The organism is Verruconatronum alginivorum, assembly GCF_056590205.1.
The window spans coordinates 3700324-3722338 of record NZ_JBWPVQ010000001.1 but is presented as its reverse complement, the minus strand read 5'-3'; the positions used below and the strand labels follow the sequence as shown (position 1 = coordinate 3722338).

The window sequence follows — 22015 nt, the reverse complement described above, 5'->3', positions numbered from 1 at the left end:
TACTGAAGCATCTACCAGGAATCCGTCCGGAACGGAACCGCTGGGAGACCCGCGCCGTTCGAAAGGGTCGCCTCCGGGGCGTTGCGCCAGGCGTAACGAATCGCGACGGGCGACGGAACTTCATCCGAAACCAATGTCACCGTATCGCGGGCGACGGTCGCCCGGGCCGGATGAAACACCTGGTCCTCCCCGGCCAGTTCGAAGCCCCGGACTTCGACCGCCGTTGTCCGTAAGCCGTCGGCCACGTGGTCGAAATAGACCTGCGCCTCGGGCCCATTGAATTCCGCGCGGGAAAATACCGGGCCGCTGTCGATCACATCGAATCCGTAAGTGCGGTTGAGGGCGAGACGGGCCAAACGCCGGCCGACCCGTTTCTTGTCCCGCGGATGGATGTCGTGGACATCCCCGATATCGAGAGTGACCACCTGCCCGGTCGCCGGACGGTTCAACGTTTGAGTCTGCGCCTCCCGCAGGAAAGCCCATCGAGTCTCATCCACTCCGTCCGCCCGGAATTCGGAAAGTTGCACCCAATAGAACGGAAAATCGCCCTGCTGGAATTGCTTCCGCCAATCGTCGATCATCGCGCCGAACAGCTCATGATATTCGTCGTGCCGGGCGGCGTTGCTCTCTCCCTGATACCAAATGGCCCCACGAATCGCGTATGGGACGAGCGGATGGATCATGCCGTTGTAAAGATAGGAAGGAATGTGGCGAGCCTCCACCTCTCGCGGAGCCGTCGGCGCATTCCTGGTAAACTCCCGTCCCGCGGCGGTCGCCTCCTCGCGTTGCTGCTCCCACCGGGCGGTCGCCGTTTCATGTCGAACCAAAGCGCTCTCGTAATTAGCCACGGCCTCCCGGTGGCGATCATGAACAAACTCAAAACGCTCCTCCCCCAATGTCTCCGCGCTAGTCCACGGTTCAACCCGCGTTCCGCCCCAGGCACTCAAAATAATTCCGACCGGCATTCCTTTCGCTCGATGAATGTCCTGGGCGAAAAAATAGCCGACTGCACTGAACTCCCCCACCGTCTCCGGGGTGGCGGCGGTCCAACTCCCCAGGACGTCCGACGACGGTTCCTCGGCCGTCGTCCGCGGAAACTTGAACTCCCGGATCAACGGCCAACTCGCGGTCGCCACTTCGATGTCCAACTCATAGGAGCGATTAAGCCTCCACTCCATGTTCGATTGCCCCGAAGCCAGCCAAACTTCCCCGACCACGACGTCGCTCAAAGTCACCGTTTCCCCGCCGGAAATCACCATTTCCCGCGGCTCCGAGGTCGGTTCCAATGCGTCCAAGGTCACCGTCCAGCGCCCCTCGGAATCGGCCTGGGCGCTCACCGACTGACCGGCGAACGCGACGGTTACGTTCTCGCCCGGCGAGGCGGTCCCCCAAACCGGCACCGGTTTCCCATGCTGCAAGACCGCCCCCTCCTGGAAGATCCCAGCCGGCGAAACCGCACCCGCCACCGAAACGCCCCAAAAGCACGAAAGAAGGAAAGATAAACGAAAGAGACGAATAATCATGGATTTGGGTTTAACGTTGCAGCTACAAAATGGAAAGCGGAAAAATCGTCCCTTGGATCCGTCGGTCATTTCAGGACGCTTCTTCATTCATGTCCAGCATGTGAGGGTCCGGCAGGCCAAGGGTTATTATGGAATACGGCGGGCAGGACGCCGCACCTTCCACGCATCCATAGCCCTACGGGCTTACGCCCTCCAGCCCAGGGTTGAGCCGAGGGAAACGAGGCCTACCCTGGGGACCGATACCCGACGCCACCGAACCGCAACGCGGTTCCGCCCGGCATTCGATCCACAGCGCCAGCACCGCACCAACACACCAGACACGGAGGCGCCTCCGCCACTTTGCAACGATTCACTTCAAGACTGCGGGGGCTCACGAGCTCCCATCTTCGCGCAACCGGCGTCCGTTTTTCCCTTTCGATTTCCCGCCAATTCCTGTTCATTTCCCCCACCACTCGATCATGACTCGTCCTCGCGCCACTTCGCCGCTGCCCGGCAGCAGTCTCCTCCTGAAAAACTCCTCCGAATTCCGGACGGCGTTGCTGGATTGGTATCGCCGACACCATCGGCGCCTTCCATGGCGGGAAACCCAATCGCTCTACCGGACCGTCGTCTCCGAGATGATGCTGCAGCAAACCCGGATCGACACGGCTCTCCCTTACTTCGACCGCTGGATGAAGGCCCTTCCCGATTTCGAAACCCTGGCGGCCGCCTCGGAGGATGAAGTTCTCAAACTCTGGGAGGGGCTCGGTTACTATCGCCGGGTGCGAAACCTCCACCGGTTGGCCCGCGAGATCGTCGCGATCGAGAAGATCCCCGAAACTCCCGAAGCATGGCAAACGTTTCCCGGTATCGGACCGTATTCCGCCGCCGCCATCACCAGCATCGCTTTCCACGCTCCCGCCGCTTGCGTCGATGGAAACGTCGTCCGAGTCCTCGCCCGGCTCATCGGTCACGCGGCTCCCCTGAAGGACACCTCCTCCGCCGCCCGCCTCTTCCAACCTCTCGCCCAGGAGCTCGTGAACCCTTCCGACCCGGGTTCCCACAACCAGGCGATGATGGAACTCGGCGCCACCGTTTGCCAACCAAACCCGGTCTGCGGCCGATGTCCGGTCGCCGTCCATTGCCAAGCCCACCGGGACGGCACCGCCGCCGCCATTCCCCATTTTCCGCCCCGGGCGATGGAAAAACGATCGGTCAGCCGAATCTGGGCCGAGCGCGACGGAAACCTCCTCCTCTCCAAGACCTCCGGGGACTCGCGCCGACTCGCCGATCTCTACGAACTCCCTTCCTTCGAACAGGTCGGCCTTTCTTCGACAGACGCCGCCCGAACCGGAAAATTGCTCCTCAAGAAGACCCGCAGCATCACTCGTTTCACGATCACCGAAAGCATCTTCGCCGTCGACGCGAACTTCCTTCCAACTCAACTCGGCAACGGTCTATCCTGGTTCTCTCTCGATTCTCTCGACCGACTGACCTTCTCCGGTCCGCATCGCCGCTGGATCGATTCCCTTCTCGCCTCGCCCGTCACCCATAATACCGCCGCATGTAAGCGGTGACACCGTCCAAACCGGGAAACAGGCGGCGTTCATCCACGCTCGCCAAATCAAGTTGATCCCTGAAAGCGGCCGCGTCCGAGGCCGGCACCACGTAACGGGTCAGCGCATCCTCCAGACCATGATGCACCAGAAACTCGTCGAGCGACCGGGTCTTGTCCGAGCAAAGGGTGAAGACCGCCGACTGCGCCACGATCCGTGCGTCGAGCGACGGAGGTTCCACCATGCAGGCGAAATTGCGGTCCGAAAAATCGCCCCGAAACAAATCCCACGGACTGAACCGGCCGTCCCGCCCGCACAATTCCCCGAGATTCTCCGTCAGCAAAGCCAGCTCCGGGATCTTGAAATGCCGGTGGACCGCCTTCCAATCGAGCCGCCAAATGACCGGTTCGACGGGCCCTCCCACATCGAGCGTGGCGAAATAGGCCGCCACCAACGGAGAGTAAGTCCAATCCAGCAACCTCGTCGGCAACCCATGATGTTGGGCCACCACCAGAAATTCCCAATCGTTGACCGGGGCATGGGTGAAGTAAGGCCGGGAATAACGGATGAAATTCCGCAGAATATGTTCTTCCAACGGATGTTTGGTCCGGGGCGGGTTGATCCCGCCCAAGCGGTCAAGGCTACTCAACAGCGATCCATGTTTCCGTGGCAATCCCCGGTAAATCCCGCTATCCCGCCGCCGCCCGATCCGCGGGTCCGGCGAGACCGGCGTGAGTTTTTCAATCAACTCATGCAAACTCTTCACCTCGATTTCCCTGACCGCCATACAATTCAGTATGCGGCAAATTTCCTCCCGGCGAAAGAAAGATCCCGATTTTCGTCTCCCCCCGGAGAGCGAGAGAGAAAGAGGAGCTTGCTGGGGAACCGACACACCCCACCATGCTGGCGCATGGTCCCCCCCTCTCAAGAGGGGAACTTCTTTTACGCTGATCCCCTCTTGAGAGGGGGGGACCGCTCGCCAGAGCGGTGGGGCGTGTTCCCTGTTCATGCGGGTCGCAGTGCTAAATCGGCGGGTTGGCTGCCAGCCGACCTTATCTTGAAACGACGCCGACGGCGGACGGCAGGATGCCATCCCTCCCAGTGGCGAGGAAGTTTCATTCCATGTTGTGGGTGGGGTGTGTCGTTATCCTTCAGATGGACCCCAGACGCCAAGATCCCGCAACTGGCGCGTGGCGGCGCCGGCCCAGTCGCGGTTGGCGACCGGGCTCGCGGGACTCGGATGCAGAATCCGACCGATCCGCACCGTTCCTTCCGGACAGACCTTCTCGATCCGTTCTTCGGCGAATCGACCGATTCCGATCACCCACTCCGGATCGAGCGCCTCGATCACGCTTCGCAAATGACGGTCGCAGGCCGCGAACAAGGGAGCGACTTCCCCCGCCGGCAACTTGTCGGGCGTCCGGTTGCGCCCGCTTTCCTCGACGAACGCCAAGGGACAATAGTTCGCCACGAAGTGTTCGCGGAAAAAAACTTCCGCCGTGCCGAAACGTTCCGCGAAAAGCCCCCATACCCGCTTCCCGCTGATCTCCGTCCGGTGACATTCGAAGCCGGTCACCGGCCGCTTCGGATGTTCGCAGGCCGGGCGTCGGACCGTTCCTTGCAACCCGAGCCAATCCCGCACCGCCGTCACTTCGCCGAACGGCACCCCGGTCTGGACCATCCCCCACGGTCCCGGGTTCATTCCCAGGAAAATGACCCGTTTACGGCCGGCCCCATACCGGCGCAAGTATTCATGGTGGATGTCGGCCGCGTATTCGAGCGGATGATACACACATGTCACCGGCTCCGCGAAGCGCAGTCCCACGAGTTCGTCCCGCAGGCGGATCGCCGCTTCGACCAGAAGTTCGCCCGGGTTCATTTCACTCCGGGATCCGACGAAACTTTCATTCCGGGAGCCCGGGCCAGGAGCTTTTCGAGATATTCGCGGGACTCCAGGATCTGCTCCACGGTGAGACGCGGACTCAGCTCCAGAACGTAAACGTGCTCCGGGCGGAAGAACTCGCCGAGCATTTCAAAATCGACCGTGCCGCTTCCCAAGACCTGGTGATCGCGGCCCTCCGCCGATACGTCGTGCAAATGCCAACCACCCAGTTTGGTTTTGTTCTCCTCCAAAAACTGCCGGTGGTTCAACAACCCGAGCCGCTCCTTGATCCTGGCATGACCGGCGTCGTGCCACCAGGCCAGATTCTTGTGATCGCGGGCCTGGGTGAAGAAATCGGGAAAATCGGGATCGAGTGGGAGTTCCTCGCACCCTTCCCGGTTTTCGGCCCCGATGATCACCCCGCAACGCTCGGCGTCGGCGAGGATCTCCTCGAGGCTGGTCCGCAATTGCTCCCAAAACGGGGGCATCTTCTTGCGGACCTTCTGGATCATTTTTTCGGCGGCCTTCCGGTATTTTTCGTCGTCGGCGCCTGCCCCGGGGTTTTTCTCAAGCAAGGTTTTCAGCTTCGAGCTCGGACGCCCCCAGAAGAAACGGACGTTCCCCATGTGGGTCACCATGTAAGGAGCGCCGACTTGTTTGGAGAATTCCAAGGTCCGCCGGGTGTGGCGGAGCCATTGCTGATGCTCCCGGGGATCGGGACTCGACGGGGAATAGAGGTTGGGGGCCGGTTGATTGACACCGGTCGGGAGCGGGCAGAAATTGTGGGTCGAGGAGATTTTGACCAATCCCTCCTCCACCGCTTTAAGGATGCCCGGCACCAGGGTGATCCGGATCCCGTGGCTCAATTCGACATACTCGAAACCGAGATCGGCCATCTCCTTGAGCATTTCGTAGCCGTCCTGGTGGCGACCGGAACACCAACAGGAGGAGAGCGCAATGACCGGGGTCTTTTCAGCCTTCATCTCCAGAGCCCAAAAAAGAAGCTGCCCCTGCCGGGAACCGGGCAAGAGCAGCCACTGGGAAAATCAAATCGCGAACGGTTGGACGTTCGACGGCTGGCTACTGGTTGTAGCGGTTCCGCAACATGTTGGTGAAAGCGGCCACTTTCCGTTTGCGGCGGCGGACTTCGCACGGCTTTTCAAAGTAGCGTTTGGCCCGCACGTCACGGATCACGCCTTCGCGATCCAGCTTTTTCTTCAACCGGCGGATCGCGCGGTCCATGGGCTCACCTTTGCGGATTTTAATTTCAATAGACATACGTTGCTTAACAAAGAATCAATCGGAAACAGAAAACAAGGCCACCAAACGAGGCGTTCGTCAAATGTTTTTTGAAAATGAAAATTGAAGTTGAAGATTTTCCCGCCGCTTCTTGGGTATAAAGGCATGTCTGGCGCCGACCGGGAATTCGTCCACCTTCACGTCCACACCGATTACAGTCTCCTCGACGGAGCCTGCCGGATCGACCGTCTCATGAAGCGGGCCAAAGAGCTCGGCATGAAGGCCCTCGCCTTGACCGACCACGGCAACTTGTTCGGCGCCATCGACTTCTACCGGACCGCCAAGAAGCACGAGATCAAGCCGCTCGTCGGTTGCGAGGTCTACCTGGTTCCGGGTTCCCGGGAGGAGAAACAGGACAAGAGCCAGGCCAAATATTACCACATGGGGCTGCTGGCCAAGAACTTCAAGGGTTACCAGAACCTGATGAAGATCATTTCCGACGCCAACATCCTCGGCTTCTACTACAAACCGCGCACCGACCTCGCCTTCCTCGCCGCCCACGCCGAGGGTCTGATCGGTTTCACCGGCTGCCTCCAGGGGATCGTCCCCCAGCTTCTCCTTCAAGGGAAAGAGGAGGAGGCCCGAAAGATGGTCGGGCAATTCATCGATATTTTCGGCCGGGAGAATTATTTCGTCGAGATCATGGACCACGGGATCCCGGAGCAGCTCAGCTTGATCAAGCCGCTCCTCAAGATCGCCACCGATTTCAACCTGAAAGTGGTTTGCAGCAACGACGTCCACTACGTCCACGACGAGGATTGCACCACCCACGACGCCCTTCTCTGCATCCAAACCGGCTCCAAGGTCGACGACGAGAAGCGGATGCGCTACCCGACCCAGGAGTTTTACCTGAAGTCGCGCGAGGAGATGGAACGCAAGTTCCGCGAGATCCCGGAGTCGATCATCAACACCTCCGCCGTCGCCGAGATGTGCGATCTGCAGATACCATTCGACGAAAACCATTACCCGGTTTTCCAGATGCCTCCGGAGATCAAACTCGAACGGCCCGACTACCTCCGCCATCTCTGCAACGAGGGGCTGAAACAGCGCTACGGGATCGACCCCGCCAAACCCGACGAATGGAAGGATCCCGACCGGGCGAAACTGCTGATGGAGCGAATCGACTACGAGCTCGGCATCATCGCCAAAACCGGCTTCCTCGACTACTTCCTCATCGTCTGGGACTTCATCGACTGGGCCCGCCGCCAGGGTATTCCAGTCGGTCCGGGCCGCGGTTCCGGCGCAGGCTGTCTGGTCGCCTACCTGCTCGGAATCACCGACATCGACCCGATCCGCTTCAAATTGCTTTTCGAGCGGTTCCTCAACCCGGAACGTGTCTCCCCGCCCGACTTCGACATCGATTTCTGCATGCGCCGGCGCGGATTGGTCATCGACTACGTCCGCGACAAATACGGCAAAAACTGCGTCGCTAACATCGCCACCTTCGGCAAATTCGGCGCCAAAATGGTCGTCCGCGACGTCGCCCGGGTCCTGAACCTTCCCTACGCCGAGGCCGACAAAATCGCCAAAATGGTGCCGGACGACCTCAACATCACCTTGGAGGACGCCCTCGAAAAGAGCGCCGAATTCCGCCGGGAGAGCGAGACCAACCCGATCGCTAAAAAAATTCTCGAACATGGTCGGATCATCGAGGGAATGGTCCGCAACGTCGGCACTCACGCCGCCGGCGTCATCATCGCCGACCGCCCGCTCAGCGATTTCGTCCCGCTGGTGGTCCAGGACGGCGCCATCACCACCCAGTTTCCCAAAGGTCCGGTGGAGGATCTCGGGTTGCTGAAGATGGACTTCCTCGGACTGAAGACCTTGACCGTCATCGATGACGCGGTCCAAAACATCCGCGCCACGGAACCGGGTTTCGACATCAACGCGATCAGTTTCGAAGACGAGAAGACCTTTCAACTGCTGAACGAGGGAAAAACCATCGGCGTCTTCCAAATGGAGTCTCCCGGCATGCAAAGCCTTTGCCGGCAGTTCAACCTTTCCCAGATCGACGAGATCATCGCCTTGATCGCCCTCTACCGTCCGGGCCCGATGGAATGGATTCCCGACTACATCCGCGGCAAGAACGACCCATCCACCGTCAAGTTCCCCCATCCCCTTCTCGAGGATGTCTGCCGCGAGACCTACGGGGTCATGGTCTATCAGGAACAGGTCATGGAGGCCGCCAAGATCATCGCCGGCTACTCCCTCGGCGGCGCCGATATTCTCCGGCGCGCCATGGGCAAAAAGAACCCGGCCGTCATGGCCGAACAGCGCGACATCTTCGTCAAGGGAGCCAAGGAACAACACAACATTCCCCGCGACAAAGCCCTCGAAATCTTCGCCATCCTCGAGAAATTCGCCGGCTACGGTTTCAACAAATCCCACTCCGCCGCCTACGCGTTCCTCAGTTACCAAACCGGGTATTTGAAAGCCAACTACCCGGTCCAGTTCATGGCGGCGATCCTCTCCAACGAGCTCGGCAACGCCGACAAACTCCGCCACTTCATCGACGAGTGCGGCGCGATGGGAATCGAGGTCCTCGGTCCGGACATCAACCACTCCCGCCAAAACTTCACCCCGGTCCTCCACCGTTCCAACGGCGATTCTGACAAAGGCCCCGGCGGCAGCATCCGTTTCGGTCTGGCCGCGATCAAGGGGGTCGGCGACGCCGCCGCCGCCCGGATCATCGAGGAGAGGAAGGAGAACGGTCCGTATCAGGATTTCGAAGACTTCATCATCCGGGTCGATTCCCGCGCGGTCAACCGGCGCGTCATCGAATGCCTGATACGTTCCGGCGCCTTCGAGTTCACCGGCATCAACCGCGGCATCCTCCTCGCCGGTCTCGACGGCGTCATGAGCCAGGCCGCCTCCCTCCAACGCGACCGCGACGTCGGCCAGGAATCGTTCTTCGACATGCTGGACACCTCCTCCGCCCCGGCCAACGGAAACGGCAACGGGAACGGCGGCGGCAACCGTCTCGGTTTCGAACCGAGCCATTTCGAGGAGAGCGCGTTCTCCAAGGCCGACATGTTGCGCCATGAAAAGGAGTTGCTCGGTTTCTACGTCTCCGGCCACCCGATGAACGACTTCAACGGCCTCGCCCAGGCGATCAACACCTTTCCGGAGGAGGCGATCCTCCAACAGCCCGACCGAACCGAATTCCGCCTTTGCGGCATCGTCTCCGGCATCACCCGGAAACTCTCCCGCCGTGACAACCGTCCCTGGGCGTTTTTCAACGTCGTCACCCGCGACTCCACCTTGCAGATCAATTACTACGCCGACTCCTACGCCGAGTGCGGCCACCTCCTCGAAGAGGAGAAACCGTTCCTGGTGCAAGGTTCGGTGATGAAACGCGACGACGCCCGCCTGGTCGGCACCACCGCCACCCCCCTCCACGCCGCCCTCCCAGGACTAATCAAACGAATCTGTTGGATTCTCGATCCGAAGAAAGATTGCGCCGGTTTCCTCGAAATCCTCCGGGAAACCCTTGATCGGAGTTACGGCGACACCGTGGTCCAAATCGGTTTTTTGGCCGACTGCAACCACGCCGTCATCGCCGAAACCGGCCGCTCGATGAGCTGGAGCGTCCAACCAATCGACTTCCAGCAACTCCGCGCCCACCCCGCCGTCATCGGCGCCCGCATCGAAACCGCCCCCATGCCCGTCCGCGAACGCACCTGGGGAGGCCGCGCTTCCCGCGCATAAGCGAAGACGCATAGACGATAGCAGATAGACAATAGACGAGATAAAACAGTATCGCCTATCGCCTGCCCCACCGAATTTCCCCTCTTGAGAGGGGGGGACCATGCGCGAGCATGGTGGGGTGTGTTTCCCCTCAAATAGCCGTTCCGCGGCGGGTGCGGCTGGCCGGGAGTCTGATCGTCTCCTCTTCGCCCGCCCGCCAGATCCGGACTTCCGCTTCGCGGCCGGGAGCGGTATCCATCACTTCGTCCAGAAAATCCATCGGAGTCACCGGCACGATGTCGTTGATCTTGATGATCATATCCCCCCGCCGGAAACCGCGTTCCGCCGCTTGGTCCTGCACCGCATTGACCATCAACCCCTGACGGTCGGGCAAATCGAACTCCTCCCGCAGCGCCGGCGTGATCGTCACCACTGACAGCCCCAACACCTGGACCACCTGCTCCGAATCGGCCGGCGGCACGAACTCGAATTCGGCGGGCGCCTGGAAAATACTTTCAGCCACTCGGATCGTCGCTCCCGCCCGCAACGCCAACGCCAATCCGTCGCTCGGTCGGCAATCGACTTCGATCCGCTCCTCCTGACCCGGTACCCGCAAAAAGAGGGATCCGTAGTAAATCCCGCCCCGCATGTCGCGCACCACCAACTCCTCGATCTCCGCTCCCAACGCGTGAAGCAAATTGATCGCCAACTCATGGGTCATCGGCCGCGGCGTCTCGATTTCATGCAACGCCTGCAAGATCGCCTGGGCTTCGGCAAAGCCGATCCAGATCGGAATCGGCCGCCCTTCGTCCTTCTCCCGCAACAAAACCATTGGAGCCCCGGTGATGTGATCCATCCCGACCGTGGCTATCTCCACCGTCCGCAAACCGTCCCGCTCCGCCTCCTCCTCCGGCTCTTCGGCCGCCCCACGGGGGACAAACATCAATCCAAAACAGAGAACGAAGAGAGCCAGGAAGGAAAACGGAGGAGTTGTTCGCATGAAGCAACGATAAGCTTCCCGCGCTCCGATGGAAAGCCCGAATCCAATATTTGCCGACCCGCGTCACCCGCCCCTTGTCTTTGACGATACGTTCGTCATGATCTTCCGCCATGACCACCGATTCGTTTCTCGATCAACATGTTGACGACCTTTGCGACTTTCTCCAAAGACTGCTCCGAATCGACACCTCCAATCCCCCCGGACGGAATTTCACCGATTGCGTCCACTTCCTCGACGCCGAATTGCGCTCCCTCGGATTCACCACCCGGATCCATCCGGTCCCCAACGAATTGCTCCGCCTCACCGTCCCCGATTGCGACATCTACCCCCGCGCCTGCGTGGTCGGCCGCTGGGACGTCGGCGCCCCCCGCACGCTCCATTTCAACGCCCATTACGACGTTGTTCCCGCCGGCGACGGCTGGACCTCCCCGCCATTCGAACCGCATATCCGCGACGGCAAGATCTTCGGCCGAGGCGCCAACGACATGAAAGGCTCGATCGCCGCCCTGATCGGAGCCCTCCGCGCCGTCAAGGAATTGGGCATCCCGCCCGCCCACAATATCGAGGTCGCCTTCGTCCCCGACGAGGAAACCAACAGCCTCCTCGGCACCGGCTTCCTGGTGGAGGAAAAACTGATCGACGCCGACTGGGTGGTCGTCTGCGAAGGGGGACGCCACAACCTGATCGGTTGCGGTCACAATGGCGTCCTCTGGATGGAAGTCACCGTGCAAGGCAAATCCTCCCACGCCGCCCGTCCCCACCTCGGCATCAACGCCCTCGAAAAGGCCGCCGCGCTCATTCTCGAATTCGAATCCTACAAAACGGACCTCCGGCAGCGGGTCTTCACCGCTCCCGGCGGCGACACCTTTTCCCCCACCATCGCCATCGGCGGCGAATCGGCCACCGGCGCCGGCGGCAAGATCAACACCCTCCCGGAAACCTTCAGTTTTACCATCGACCGCCGCATCCTCCCCAACGAAGATATGGATGCCGCCGAACGTGAGCTTCGCGACTTCCTCGACGCCTGCACCCGCAAGATCCCCGACCTCACCCTCCGGATCCGGAAAATCTCTTCCCGCCCACCGAGTCTGATCTCGGAAACGGATTCCCTCCCCCAAACCTTTCAAGAAGCCGCCCGAGCCTACCGGCCCGAAATCGCCTTCGGCATCACCTCCGGTTTCACCGACATGGCCTTCTACGCCAACCAAGCCCGCCTCCCGACCATCGGCTACGGCGTCGCCGGCGAAAACACCCACGGCGTCAACGAATCCGTCGACATCACCGACCTCCTCACCACCGCCAAGATCTACGCCCGCCTGATTAATGAGGCGAAGACGCATAGACGATAGCAGATAGACAATAGACGATTGCCTGAGGATCCATCGCCAGCTAGATCGTCCATCGTCTATCTTCCTCTCTCGCGCCTCCCATCGTCTATCAGCTATCGTCTATCGTCTATCTCCCTATGTCCTGGACCAGCCCGCACAGCACACCGCTCCCGCCGATCGGCCGACGGACCCTCATCATGGGGATCCTCAACGTCACTCCGGATTCCTTCTCCGACGGCGGCTCTTGGATCGCCCCCGCCTCCGCCGTGGCGGCCGCCGAACAGATGGTCGCCGCAGGGGCCGACGTCATCGACATCGGGGGTGAATCGACCCGCCCCGGTTCCACCGTCGTCTCCGCCGACGAAGAGGCCGACCGCGTCCTTCCGGTCATCCGGCTCCTCCGCGAAAGGATGTCCCGCCTCCCGATCTCGATCGACACCTACAAGGCCGAAGTCGCCGCCGCGGCCGTCGACGCCGGAGCCGATATGATCAACGACGTCTGGGGGTTCAAACACGGTCTCGACCCCGCCGCCGTCGCCGAACACTCCGCCGCCTTGGTCCGCGGCGAAACTCCCGGCCCCCTTCCCCCGAGCCCGATGGCCGCCGTCGCCGCCTCCCGCAATTGCCCGGTCTTTCTGATGCACAATCGTCCCAACCGCGACTACGCCGACTTCTGGCCCGAATTCCTCGCCGATCTCCAAACCAGTCTCCACCTCGCCCGCGCCGCCGACATCCCCGACCGCCAAATCTGGCTCGACCCCGGCTTCGGCTTCGGCAAAAGCCCCGAACACAACCTCGAATCCCTCAAACACCTCGACCGCGTCGCCGCCCTCGGTTACCCCGTCCTGCTCGGCACCTCCCGCAAATCGACCATCGGCCTCGTCCTCGACCGTCCCGTCGACCAACGCCTCGAAGGCACCGCCGCCACCGTCGTCTGGGGCATTGCCAAGGGCTGCCACATGGTCCGCGTCCACGACATCGCCCCCATCCGCCTCCACACCCGCATGGCCGACGCCATCCGCACCGGATCGACTGACAAAACACCCAACCCACCTTCATGAACGTGGACCAGGCATTCGGCACCACGTCCAATTTTTCTTTCGGCCCCGATTCGAGCCATTGAGCTCAAATGGCTTGATGTCCATCCAAGTCCCCTCAAGCCTCGGCATCCGAAAGCCCGAGAAACTTAAAAAACATGTGTTTTCCATTTTCCAGCCAAGGGAGGGTTCGCACCCGGATATTGCCGACGGCGCTCGGCTGGTTCCGGCTTCTCTCGGTTCTCGCCTGCACGACGACCGCATTCCTTGTGTCTGCCAACGGTCAGTTTGCGGACGACCCTTCCTTCGCCCCATTGCTGGAAACCGAAGGGACCGCCCAACACCTGGCGGAACAACCGGGACGAGGCATCTTGATTCGCGAGGGCTTCACCAGCGTCGACAATACCGACGTTCCGTCAATGGTTCGACTCCTTTCCAACGGCCGACTCGACCCCACGTTCGAGTCCACCATCTCGGGCGACGGGCCTTTCGTGGTGCATGAAGGCGGAGGAATCATCGCCGTTGCTCATTCGTCGATCACCAGGCTTCTGCCAAATGGAGAAACGGATCCCGATTTTTCTGGTCCGGTGTTTCACCAATTTCCGCCCAACAACCATTCGATTTTGGCTCTCTGCCCCTTGGATGGTTCGGTTGTCTTCTCCAGTTCCGGCCTTGAAGGACATAGTAGCCGATGGTTTCGCTTATACCGCGTCTCGGCCGACGGCATCCTCGATCCCGACTTCGACGTGTCAATCCAATCCCCGTCAGGAACATCACAAGCGATCGCTTCCATTCACATTCACCCGACCGGCAAAGTTTTCATCGGTGGAGACTTCCACACCGTAAACGGCACCCCCAGATCGGGACTCGCGGCACTCTCGCGGACCGGCAGCGTTATTGACGAATTCGCCGTGACGATTGAACATGACTCTTTTGCTCCGCCGCCCAGGGTGAACTCGATTACGATCGCTCCAAACAACCAACTTGTCATTGGAGGAAACTTCGAGCGAGTAAACGGCAGAGCAACGCCGGGGGTGGCTCGGATCGATTTGGCAGGCAATCTCGATCCCATTTTCACCTCCCACTTATTTTCGCAGGGAATGAATTCCATGGTCGTCAGCGGTGTCGCCGTGCGTCCAGACGGACGGGTCATCGTGTCCGGAGTGTTCAGCCGCCCCAATCAAGGAACGAGCCAGATGACCAGTCAAACCGTCCAACTTTCTCCGACGGGAGAACTCGATTCGAGTTTCATCATCCCCTCTTATTCAAGCGCTCCGATCTTGCAAGAGGACGGGAAACTGCTGGCCAGAAGCAGTGGATCGAGCGTTGGAGGGATTCTTCCCCTTGGACTCATCCGAATCAATGAGGACGGCACCTCCGATGACGGCTTTCATGCCAACCTCTCCCGCCGGGCGGACCGGGTGAGGATCGCGGTGCGGCCGGATGGCTCTCTGCTCGTTTGGGAGACCTTCCTGAACCGGGTCAACCGACAACCTATAGGCGGACTCGCGCTCTTGAACGCGGATGGAGATCTTGCACCGGAGTTCCCAAGGCCAGATTTCCCCGATTTCAGAATCAGTTCAATCGAGGCCACCCCCTTGAAGAATGGAGATACCTTGATAATCGGCCCGACGTGGACCGACGACCAATGGCAGATCGCGACTCTTCTCGACCCGGACGGTTATCCGATCCCCGGTTTCTCCATTGGCGGCTCAATGTCCCCAACCCCATCGTCGTTGATCCCGAATGTGTTTTTGCACGAGCTGCCAGATGGTCGGGTCCTGGTTGCCGGCCCCACCCGGTTCAACAACTACGCCGCTCCCCGGTTGTTGATTCTGGACCCGACGCGACGCACCAACGAGAGCGTTTCCCCCACCGGTTTGGAGGTCGTTGAAGCATGGTTTGGCACGGAATCAAATCGCGCGGATGTTACCGCCCGAGTTCAAGATGCGGTGAGCGGAGATACGCTGTCGATCCGGGCGTCCCCACTGGAGCTAGACATTGCGAATCCTCCGGCGGGCTCCCCCCGCATCCTCATGGTCCGGTATCGAAACTCGGCCGGCGTCTTCAACGCTCGGGTCTTGGAAAACGCCACTTTGACGCTTCCATGGCCCATGATCGACTCCGGGGTAGTCGACACCGATTTCGCTCCTCCCCTTTATAATATCCAAACTTTGCAGACCGTAACCGTCGGCCCTGCGGGACAGATTCTGGTCGCCGGGCGATTCTCCACGCCCAGCGGTCTGAGGGAACGGATCCTCCTGCTTTCGCCCCAAGGCGAACTCCTCGAACAATTCGAACCCGGAACATCCTTTTCCTCCTTCTGGCCCCGGCACGCCGCGTTCTTACAGGGAGGCGGAGTTTTGTTATCAGGTAGTTTCCAGGAGTCAGGCTCGACAACAAGCCGCCAGCTCCTCCGTCTCACCTCCAAACTGGATTGGGATCAAACCTATACGCCCCCCACGCTTTCTCCCGCCACCGCCACAATCGCCAGAATGAAAGACGGCAGAATTCTGGTCACTCATGACAACAAGGTGACTTTGCTATCCGCCAATGCGAATTTGCTTACTGAATTCGAATTTCCCCGAGGCCCCATTTCCACCGCGAACCTCATTGGGAACGCTCGACACCATGTCTATATCGCTGGTCACGCCTCATTCACCAACACGGAAAAAAGACACGGGGTTATCCGTCTTTCTTTCGAATCGCCAGACGGACAGCCCCCGGTTTTCACAAGCAACCCAGAGTCCCAACAGCTTCGAATCGGCGAATCCAAGGATCTCTTCGCCGTTCTGCACGACAACGGTCCGATCAGCCTGCAATGGTGGAAAAACGGCACTCCCCTCCTGAATCAAGATGCCCCGATCCTACAATTGAAAACCGTCGGGATCGGAGATACCGGCCAGTATCATTTGACCGCAACCAATCGTTTTGGTACCACCCGCAGCGCCACGGCGATCATCCGGGTGACCGAATCCTACCAGCAATGGGCGGAACACCATGGCCTCCAGGACCCGCTCGACGATCCCGATCATCGCGGCATCCCCAATCTGCTTCGCTACGCCTTCAACCTTCATCGTCACGACCATCGATTACCTTGGAGTATCACCCGTTCGGATCTGGAAATCGTCCTTCCCGGATCGACCGAAAACTTGATGTATTGGATTGAAGACTCCGAGGATCTTCGTTCGTGGAAATCCTATCGCGTGGAAAACTATCCATTTGCGGTCATCACCGAAGATCCCCTCGGTAATCGACACGTCTCCATCGACCTCCCGAGCAACCAAAGACATCATTTCATCAGGTTCAAAGTGGAAATGTCGTGCGACGCGGCGCTTCCCTGAGCCGTTGGGGTCCCGGCTTCAGAAAGGCTTTCCGCGGAACTCCAACAAAGTGGCGGGGCCGTCCCGGCTCCGTGCCAAGCACCAAGCCCAGGCGGACCCGACGGGAGTCATCGAGTGAAAACTCGATGCTACTACGGAGCTGGCCTTCCCCAAAAAGGAGCGGCGCCCTTCAGCTGCCGTCGTCAGCTGTGCCCGGTGGTCTTCGGCTGAAGCACGAAGCTCCAGAATGCGGCGTGCTTCGGTTTTTCCATAGCCCAACGGGCTTACGTCCTCCAGCCCAGGGTTGAGCCGAGGGAAATGAGGCCTACCCTGGGGGCCGATCCCCGATGCCTCGAACCGCAACGCGGTTCCGCCCCCGTGTTATCCACCATCGCATGGAGGCCGGGGCCGCCGTCCCGGCTCCGCGCCGAGCACCAACGCGCCGCCGCGGACCAGACGGAGCCGGCCCCCTCCCGAACCGAAGAAGACCGCATAAATGCGGAACTCCAACCAAGCGCTCAAATGAGAGCGCCGGGGAATGACTCCGCTTTCTCCTTGCGGCCGCTCTCCGAAGCGCGGAAGGTAAATGGCTTTCTTGAATCCGTTCCACACACGGACGTCATGGACAAAATTCATCTCAATAATCTTCGTTTCTTCGGGCGCCATGGAGCGCTGCCCGAGGAGAATGTGCTGGGGCAGACCTACGAGGTCTCCTTGAGCTTCGAACTCGATACCCGCCCGTCCGCCGTTGACGACGACTTGACCAAAACCATCGATTACCGGCAGGCGATCGAGTTGGTCCGCCAAGTGATCACCGGGCCTTCCATCCGGTTGATCGAAACCATCGCCGAACGAATCGCCGATCAACTCCTGCAAGAGTTTCCGCTCGCGGCAGCCGTCACCGTGCGAGTGACCAAACCGCATCCACCGGTCGGCATGGAGATTCCGGGCGTGGCGGTCGAGATCCGCCGAACACGCGACGGCAGCCGATCGTGAGCGATCATCCGGAGAACCGTCCGTCCGTGTCCAACCGGCAGGCGATCATCGCCTTGGGGTCCAACCTCGGTGACCGAGCCGCCCGCTTGAAACAGGCGCTCGATCTGTTGCGCGAATCCCCCGGGGTCCATTCCGTGATCTCCTCCCCGATTCACGAGACCGCCCCCGTCGGCATCGTCGACCAACCTCCCTTCCTCAACATGGTCGCCGGCGTCGAAACCGACCTTTCCCCGGAGGAGCTTATGCGCCTTCTCCTCGACACTGAACAACGGATGGGCCGGATCCGCACCACCCGCTGGGGACCGCGGATCATCGATCTCGACCTGATTTTCTTCGAAAACGAGACCCGCGACTCGCCCGATTTGACCCTGCCGCACCCCCGCTGGGCGGAACGAAGCTTCGTCACCATTCCCTTAAGAGAATTGCTGGCACTCCCCCCGTTCGCCAACCGCCCCGCCTGGACGGATATCCGGCAAAAACTGGCTACGCCAGCGTCTCCCGAATAAACGCCAGATCAGCCTCGTTCAAGTCCCGCGCAACCCCGGCCAAATTACACCGGACTTGGTTTTCGTTGCGAAACCCAGGAATGACACACGCGACTCGCGGCTGATTGAGCACGTAACGCAAGGCGACTCCCGCCAGATCTTCGGTCCGATCGCCGAATCGCTTTTTCAACTTGGCCAACTTTTCTTTGAGCTCACCCAAAGCTTCCCCGGAAAACGCCGCTTTATCCCGGCGATGATCCCCCGGTTCGAAGGAGGGGGGATGCGCCGGATCATATTTGTCGAGCAACCGCGCCTGGGCCAACGGACTGAAGGCGACAAACGAGAGTTCGTATTCCTCCATCAAGCGGGACACCGGCGATCCCGGCCGAACAAACTGGTCGTCCAGAGCATGCGCCCAACTCTGCAAGACCGCAGGGCGAACCACCGGAATCGTCTTCTCGAAATCAGCCGCGCTGTAAGCCGATTGCCCTTTCAAACGGACCTTCCCTTCCTTCACCAATGCCTCCATCGTGGCCGCCGCCTCTTCCAAATAACAATTCCCCGGCCCAAAATCCCCATGGTGGAAGTAATAAAGGTCAAGGTAATCCCTCCGCAGATTGATCAACGATTGCTCGCACTGATGCCGGATATGAGCCGGTTCAAAAGCATGGGCGGCGGTGCCGCGAAAATGCCCGACCTTTGTCGCGATCACGAAATCAGTCGATTTCAAACCAATTCGCTCGAACACCCGGGCCAGCATCCGCTCAGCCCGGCCGTTGCCATAGACATCGGCGTTATCAAAATGATTAACCCCCGAATCGACCGCCAACTTGACCGCCCGGACGACTTCATCCTCGTCCACGTTGGCCCATCCGTTCGGAATCCCGTCGACCCAATTGAGACCACCCATGGTCCAACAACCAAGGGAGATCTCCGATACGGTTACGTCGCTTGCTCCAAGGTGCCGGTATTGCATCCGGTCAGCCTGCGGGCCGAATGGGGCAAGGTCAAGGTTCCACCGGATGGTTCCCGCGAAACTCCTCGCCATAAACCGGCGCCTCTTCCGCGCCTTCCTCCCGACCACCGAACACCGGCGACACCTCCCCGTCCCGCGGATCCTCACGCTGCTCCGGCGGACGGCCCTCCCGGTATTCCGGCGGGTAACCGCCGCGGTATTCGGGCGGATAACTCGGCCCGAGGTCGGGAACGGGTCCCGGTTCGGCATAAAGCGGTGGGCGCGGCATGAACTGATCGATCGGTGTTTGCTCCTGCTCGACATAGGGAGCCACGGCGTCCGTATCCAGACTTCCAACACGGTAAACGGGCGCCTCATTCAACAATGCCTCCATCCGCCCCCCGAATTCATCCTCCGGAATTACGCGCGCCTCCAGGATTTCCTGTTCCGAAAGCGCAAGTCGTAACCCTTCCTCCGCCAAGGTGACCACCTCGGGATGGATGGCGTATTGATACCCCGGAGGCGCGGCCAGATCAGTCTGGGGACGCACCCAAATCAACTCGATCCGCCCTTCCTCAAGGTTGATCACGATATCTTCCACCGTTCCCAAGGCCATCCCATCCTCGGGAAAAACTTCCATGCCGGTCAGCTCTCCGACCATTTGCATCGACTCCCTCGCCGGCTCCGCCATATCCAACGCAGCCGGAACCCCCGCATCCCCCGGCAACGGCCCTGGCTCCGCTTCTCCATAGAGCGGATGTTCCCGCGGAGGTGTTCCGTCGACGGCATCATCCTGGGCGAAAATGGCCGGGGCGCCAATCCCGATTCCCCAACACAAGCCACCGGCTGCCAATATCTTCTTCAAACGTTCCATCCTTCCCTCCTTTCGTTCGGTTCCTCTCGATTATTCAAACTCTACTTTATCCACGAAGCGGGGAATTGAAACCGCCCGGTCCGGATTCCAGATTGACCTCGCGCGGAAGTCCCTTTCCTTTCGCTTGAACATGGATTCCTCCTCCCAGTCCGAGAATGAACCGAACCTTCCGCGGGTCGAGTCGGTCGACGTCGTTCTTCCGCTCGAATCGTCCGAAGATCCGGAAGCGCGCCGGCAAGCCGCCGCGGCCTCCCTCGGCCTCTCCGCCGGCCGGATCGTCGAAACCCGCCTGCGCAAACATTCAATCGACGCCCGGCAACGCCAAATCAAAGTCCAACTCCGCCTCGACGTCGGAATCGACGCCCCGCTTCCGGATGACCCGAAGCCGGTCGCCCGCTATCCATCCGTTGCCCCGGACGCCCCCCGCGTCATCATCGTCGGCTGTGGTCCTGCCGGAATGTTCGCCGCGCTGCGCTGTCTCGAACTGGGAAAAAAGCCGGTCGTCCTCGAACGAGGCAAAGACGCCTCCGCCCGCCGCTTCGATCTCGCTCCGATCCTGCGCAAAGGAACAGTGATCGAAGATTCCAACTACTGTTTCGGCGAGGGAGGAGCCGGCACATTCTCCGACGGCAAACTTTACACCCGCGCCACCAAACGGGGACCGGTCCGCTCCATCTACGAGACCTTCGTCGCCCACGGCGCTCCCGAGCGGATTCTCGTCGACGCCCATCCGCACATCGGCTCCAACCTGCTTCCAAAGGTCGTGATGGCCATCCGCGAAACCATCCGGGCCGCCGGCGGCGAGGTCCATTTCCAATCGAAAGTTTCCGAATTCATCCTCGAAAACAACCGGATGCGCGGGGTGCGCACCACCGACGGTCGCGAGTTCGCCGGAGAGGGAGTGATCCTCGCCACCGGTCATTCCGCCCGCGACATTTACACGTTGCTCCACCGGCAAAACATCCGCCTCGAGCAAAAGGCCTTCGCCCTCGGCGTCCGGATCGAACATCCCCAACCGCTGATCGACAGCCTGCAATACCACTATCCCCGCGGCCAGGAACGCCCGCTTCTCCTACCGGCCGCCAGCTACCGCCTGGCGACCAAGATCGATGGCCGGGGTGTTCACTCCTTCTGCATGTGCCCGGGCGGTTTCATCGTCCCAGCCGCGACCGAAAACGACGAAGTGGTGGTCAACGGAATGAGTCTCGCCCGCCGGGATTCGCCCTTCGCCAACAGCGGAATGGTCGTCACGGTCGAACCCGAAGACACCGCCCCGTTCCAGCGGGAACACGGAGTTCTGGCCGGCATCGCCTTCCAGAAACAGCTCGAACAACAGGCGAAGGCGGCGGCCGGCGGCGGCCAACGCGCTCCCGCTCAGCGAGTGCCCGATTTTCTCCGCGGACGCCCTTCCCGCGATCTGGCGGAAACCAGTTATTTCCCCGGAATCGACCCGGCCCGTCTCGACGAGATTCTGCCCCAATGGATGGTCGACCGCCTCCGCCGCGGCCTCGACCTATTCGGTCGGCAAATGCGCGGATACATCACCCACGAAGCAAATCTGCTCGGCTTCGAAAGCCGGACCAGCTCGCCGGTCCGCATTCCCCGAAACGAGACCACCCTCGAACATCCCGAGATCGCCGGTCTCTACCCATGCGGCGAGGGGGCGGGATTCGCCGGCGGCATCGTCAGCGCCGCCCTCGACGGCATCCGTTGCGCCGAAGCCGCAGCCACCAGGAAACAATAAGAGTCAAGGGGCACAACGGAATACACCGAATACACGGAACGAAAAAAGCAGTTTCAGCCCCCCCCGTTCGTGTCCATTCCTGGGTTGAACAACGGTGTATTTGGATTCACGTCCCCTTTCCGTGTCTTCCGTGTTTTCCGTGGTTAAAATCCCCCTGTTTCCTCTGTCCTGTTTCCTCTTCCGTGGTTAAAATTTCCCTATCCTAATCCCGGCTCCGCCCGATACCCCGTTCCGTGATTCCCCCATCTCTCCCGGGTTGCGACCCGCCCGCATCGCTGGTACAAATGAAGATCATCGGCTCGATTAACACCCGCACAGCGCGATCGATCCAACCACCCATCAGGAAA

General features: G+C 60.5%; 17 protein-coding genes. 8 read left to right on the top strand and 9 right to left on the bottom strand.

The window, feature by feature from the left end; genetic code table 11:
- Nucleotides 1-11 precede the first annotated feature (11 nt).
- On the bottom strand, nt 12-1523 hold the full coding sequence (locus tag ACWUI2_RS13240) for a sialate O-acetylesterase (protein WP_486983329.1): 1512 nt from the start codon (nt 1521-1523) through the stop codon (nt 12-14).
- 458 nt (nt 1524-1981) lie between these two features.
- Here ACWUI2_RS13240 and ACWUI2_RS13235 point away from each other — a divergent pair, with 458 nt between their 5' ends.
- Complete coding sequence (locus tag ACWUI2_RS13235) at nt 1982-3079, top strand: A/G-specific adenine glycosylase (protein WP_486983328.1); 1098 nt, start codon at nt 1982-1984, stop codon at nt 3077-3079.
- On the opposite strand, the gene ACWUI2_RS13230 is transcribed toward ACWUI2_RS13235, so the two are convergent.
- The 4 genes from ACWUI2_RS13230 to rpsU all read right to left on the bottom strand — a co-directional run bounded on the left by ACWUI2_RS13230 (nt 3048) and on the right by rpsU (nt 6218).
- Nucleotides 3048-3845 carry an FRG domain-containing protein gene (locus ACWUI2_RS13230; RefSeq protein ID WP_486983327.1) on the bottom strand — a complete coding sequence of 266 codons (798 nt, stop codon included), beginning with the start codon at nt 3843-3845 and terminating at the stop codon, nt 3048-3050. The two genes, ACWUI2_RS13235 and ACWUI2_RS13230, sit on opposite strands and share 32 nt — an antisense overlap.
- Before the next feature lie 357 nt (nt 3846-4202).
- On the bottom strand, nt 4203-4937 hold the full coding sequence (locus ACWUI2_RS13225) for a uracil-DNA glycosylase family protein (RefSeq protein WP_486983326.1): 735 nt from the start codon (nt 4935-4937) through the stop codon (nt 4203-4205).
- A complete protein-coding gene (locus tag ACWUI2_RS13220; protein WP_486983325.1) occupies nt 4934-5923 on the bottom strand; it encodes a sugar phosphate isomerase/epimerase family protein in 990 nt (329 codons plus the stop codon). The genes ACWUI2_RS13225 and ACWUI2_RS13220 overlap by 4 nt, the downstream gene beginning before the upstream one ends.
- A 97-nt stretch (nt 5924-6020) precedes the next feature.
- Nucleotides 6021-6218 (bottom strand): 30S ribosomal protein S21, encoded by a 198-nt coding sequence (gene rpsU / locus ACWUI2_RS13215; RefSeq protein ID WP_486983324.1) that lies wholly within the window; start codon nt 6216-6218, stop codon nt 6021-6023.
- Nucleotides 6219-6344: 126 nt separating this feature from the next.
- Between rpsU and dnaE the strand changes: the two genes are divergently transcribed.
- Nucleotides 6345-9947 (top strand): DNA polymerase III subunit alpha, encoded by a 3603-nt coding sequence (gene dnaE, locus ACWUI2_RS13210; protein WP_486983323.1) that lies wholly within the window; start codon nt 6345-6347, stop codon nt 9945-9947.
- A 130-nt stretch (nt 9948-10077) separates the two neighbouring features.
- On the opposite strand, the gene ACWUI2_RS13205 is transcribed toward dnaE, so the two are convergent.
- Nucleotides 10078-10926, bottom strand: a complete 849-nt coding sequence (locus tag ACWUI2_RS13205; protein WP_486983322.1) for a bifunctional nuclease family protein — start codon at nt 10924-10926, stop codon at nt 10078-10080.
- Nucleotides 10927-11036: 110 nt separating this feature from the next.
- Between ACWUI2_RS13205 and ACWUI2_RS13200 the strand changes: the two genes are divergently transcribed.
- The 3 genes from ACWUI2_RS13200 to ACWUI2_RS13190 all read left to right on the top strand — a co-directional run bounded on the left by ACWUI2_RS13200 (nt 11037) and on the right by ACWUI2_RS13190 (nt 16635).
- Entirely contained in the window at nt 11037-12275 is a 1239-nt protein-coding gene (locus ACWUI2_RS13200; protein ID WP_486983321.1) for a M20 family metallopeptidase, read from the top strand.
- A 116-nt stretch (nt 12276-12391) separates the two neighbouring features.
- On the top strand, nt 12392-13315 hold the full coding sequence (locus ACWUI2_RS13195; RefSeq protein ID WP_486983320.1) for a dihydropteroate synthase: 924 nt from the start codon (nt 12392-12394) through the stop codon (nt 13313-13315).
- 134 nt (nt 13316-13449) lie between these two features.
- Nucleotides 13450-16635, top strand: coding sequence for a hypothetical protein (locus tag ACWUI2_RS13190; protein WP_486983319.1), 3186 nt, complete (start codon nt 13450-13452; stop codon nt 16633-16635).
- Nucleotides 16636-16995: 360 nt separating this feature from the next.
- Here the strand turns inward: ACWUI2_RS13190 and ACWUI2_RS13185 are convergent, their stop codons facing one another.
- Nucleotides 16996-17250, bottom strand: coding sequence for a hypothetical protein (locus ACWUI2_RS13185; RefSeq protein ID WP_486983318.1), 255 nt, complete (start codon nt 17248-17250; stop codon nt 16996-16998).
- On the opposite strand from ACWUI2_RS13185, the gene folB reads away from it, so the two are divergent.
- On the top strand, nt 17236-17610 hold the full coding sequence (gene folB / locus ACWUI2_RS13180) for a dihydroneopterin aldolase (protein ID WP_486983317.1): 375 nt from the start codon (nt 17236-17238) through the stop codon (nt 17608-17610). The genes ACWUI2_RS13185 and folB overlap by 15 nt on opposite strands.
- Nucleotides 17607-18116, top strand: coding sequence for a 2-amino-4-hydroxy-6-hydroxymethyldihydropteridine diphosphokinase (folK, locus tag ACWUI2_RS13175; protein ID WP_486983316.1), 510 nt, complete (start codon nt 17607-17609; stop codon nt 18114-18116). The genes folB and folK overlap by 4 nt, the downstream gene beginning before the upstream one ends.
- On the opposite strand, the gene ACWUI2_RS13170 is transcribed toward folK, so the two are convergent.
- A complete protein-coding gene (locus ACWUI2_RS13170; RefSeq protein ID WP_486983315.1) occupies nt 18094-19005 on the bottom strand; it encodes an aldo/keto reductase in 912 nt (303 codons plus the stop codon). The genes folK and ACWUI2_RS13170 overlap by 23 nt on opposite strands.
- Nucleotides 19006-19102: 97 nt before the next feature.
- Nucleotides 19103-19915 carry a PRC-barrel domain-containing protein gene (locus ACWUI2_RS13165; RefSeq protein WP_486983314.1) on the bottom strand — a complete coding sequence of 271 codons (813 nt, stop codon included), beginning with the start codon at nt 19913-19915 and terminating at the stop codon, nt 19103-19105.
- 139 nt (nt 19916-20054) lie between these two features.
- On the opposite strand from ACWUI2_RS13165, the gene ACWUI2_RS13160 reads away from it, so the two are divergent.
- Nucleotides 20055-21668 carry an NAD(P)/FAD-dependent oxidoreductase gene (locus ACWUI2_RS13160; protein WP_486983313.1) on the top strand — a complete coding sequence of 538 codons (1614 nt, stop codon included), beginning with the start codon at nt 20055-20057 and terminating at the stop codon, nt 21666-21668.
- Nucleotides 21669-22015: the final 347 nt, after the last annotated feature.

What these genes read in the sequence shown, in the direction of transcription:
- ACWUI2_RS13195 (WP_486983320.1), top strand. Translation starts at nt 12,392, where the DNA reads ATGTCCTGGACCAGCCCGCACAGCACACCGCTCCCGCCGATCGGCCGA.
- ACWUI2_RS13220 (WP_486983325.1), bottom strand. Translation starts at nt 5,923, where the DNA reads ATGAAGGCTGAAAAGACCCCGGTCATTGCGCTCTCCTCCTGTTGGTGT.
- ACWUI2_RS13225 (WP_486983326.1), bottom strand. Translation starts at nt 4,937, where the DNA reads ATGAACCCGGGCGAACTTCTGGTCGAAGCGGCGATCCGCCTGCGGGAC.
- ACWUI2_RS13200 (WP_486983321.1), top strand. Translation starts at nt 11,037, where the DNA reads ATGACCACCGATTCGTTTCTCGATCAACATGTTGACGACCTTTGCGAC.
- ACWUI2_RS13190 (WP_486983319.1), top strand. Translation starts at nt 13,450, where the DNA reads ATGTGTTTTCCATTTTCCAGCCAAGGGAGGGTTCGCACCCGGATATTG.
- ACWUI2_RS13185 (WP_486983318.1), bottom strand. Translation starts at nt 17,250, where the DNA reads ATGAATTTTGTCCATGACGTCCGTGTGTGGAACGGATTCAAGAAAGCC.
- ACWUI2_RS13160 (WP_486983313.1), top strand. Translation starts at nt 20,055, where the DNA reads ATGGATTCCTCCTCCCAGTCCGAGAATGAACCGAACCTTCCGCGGGTC.
- ACWUI2_RS13235 (WP_486983328.1), top strand. Translation starts at nt 1,982, where the DNA reads ATGACTCGTCCTCGCGCCACTTCGCCGCTGCCCGGCAGCAGTCTCCTC.
- ACWUI2_RS13170 (WP_486983315.1), bottom strand. Translation starts at nt 19,005, where the DNA reads ATGGGTGGTCTCAATTGGGTCGACGGGATTCCGAACGGATGGGCCAAC.
- ACWUI2_RS13240 (WP_486983329.1), bottom strand. Translation starts at nt 1,523, where the DNA reads ATGATTATTCGTCTCTTTCGTTTATCTTTCCTTCTTTCGTGCTTTTGG.
- ACWUI2_RS13205 (WP_486983322.1), bottom strand. Translation starts at nt 10,926, where the DNA reads ATGCGAACAACTCCTCCGTTTTCCTTCCTGGCTCTCTTCGTTCTCTGT.
- rpsU (WP_486983324.1), bottom strand. Translation starts at nt 6,218, where the DNA reads ATGTCTATTGAAATTAAAATCCGCAAAGGTGAGCCCATGGACCGCGCG.
- ACWUI2_RS13230 (WP_486983327.1), bottom strand. Translation starts at nt 3,845, where the DNA reads ATGGCGGTCAGGGAAATCGAGGTGAAGAGTTTGCATGAGTTGATTGAA.
- folB (WP_486983317.1), top strand. Translation starts at nt 17,236, where the DNA reads ATGGACAAAATTCATCTCAATAATCTTCGTTTCTTCGGGCGCCATGGA.
- dnaE (WP_486983323.1), top strand. Translation starts at nt 6,345, where the DNA reads ATGTCTGGCGCCGACCGGGAATTCGTCCACCTTCACGTCCACACCGAT.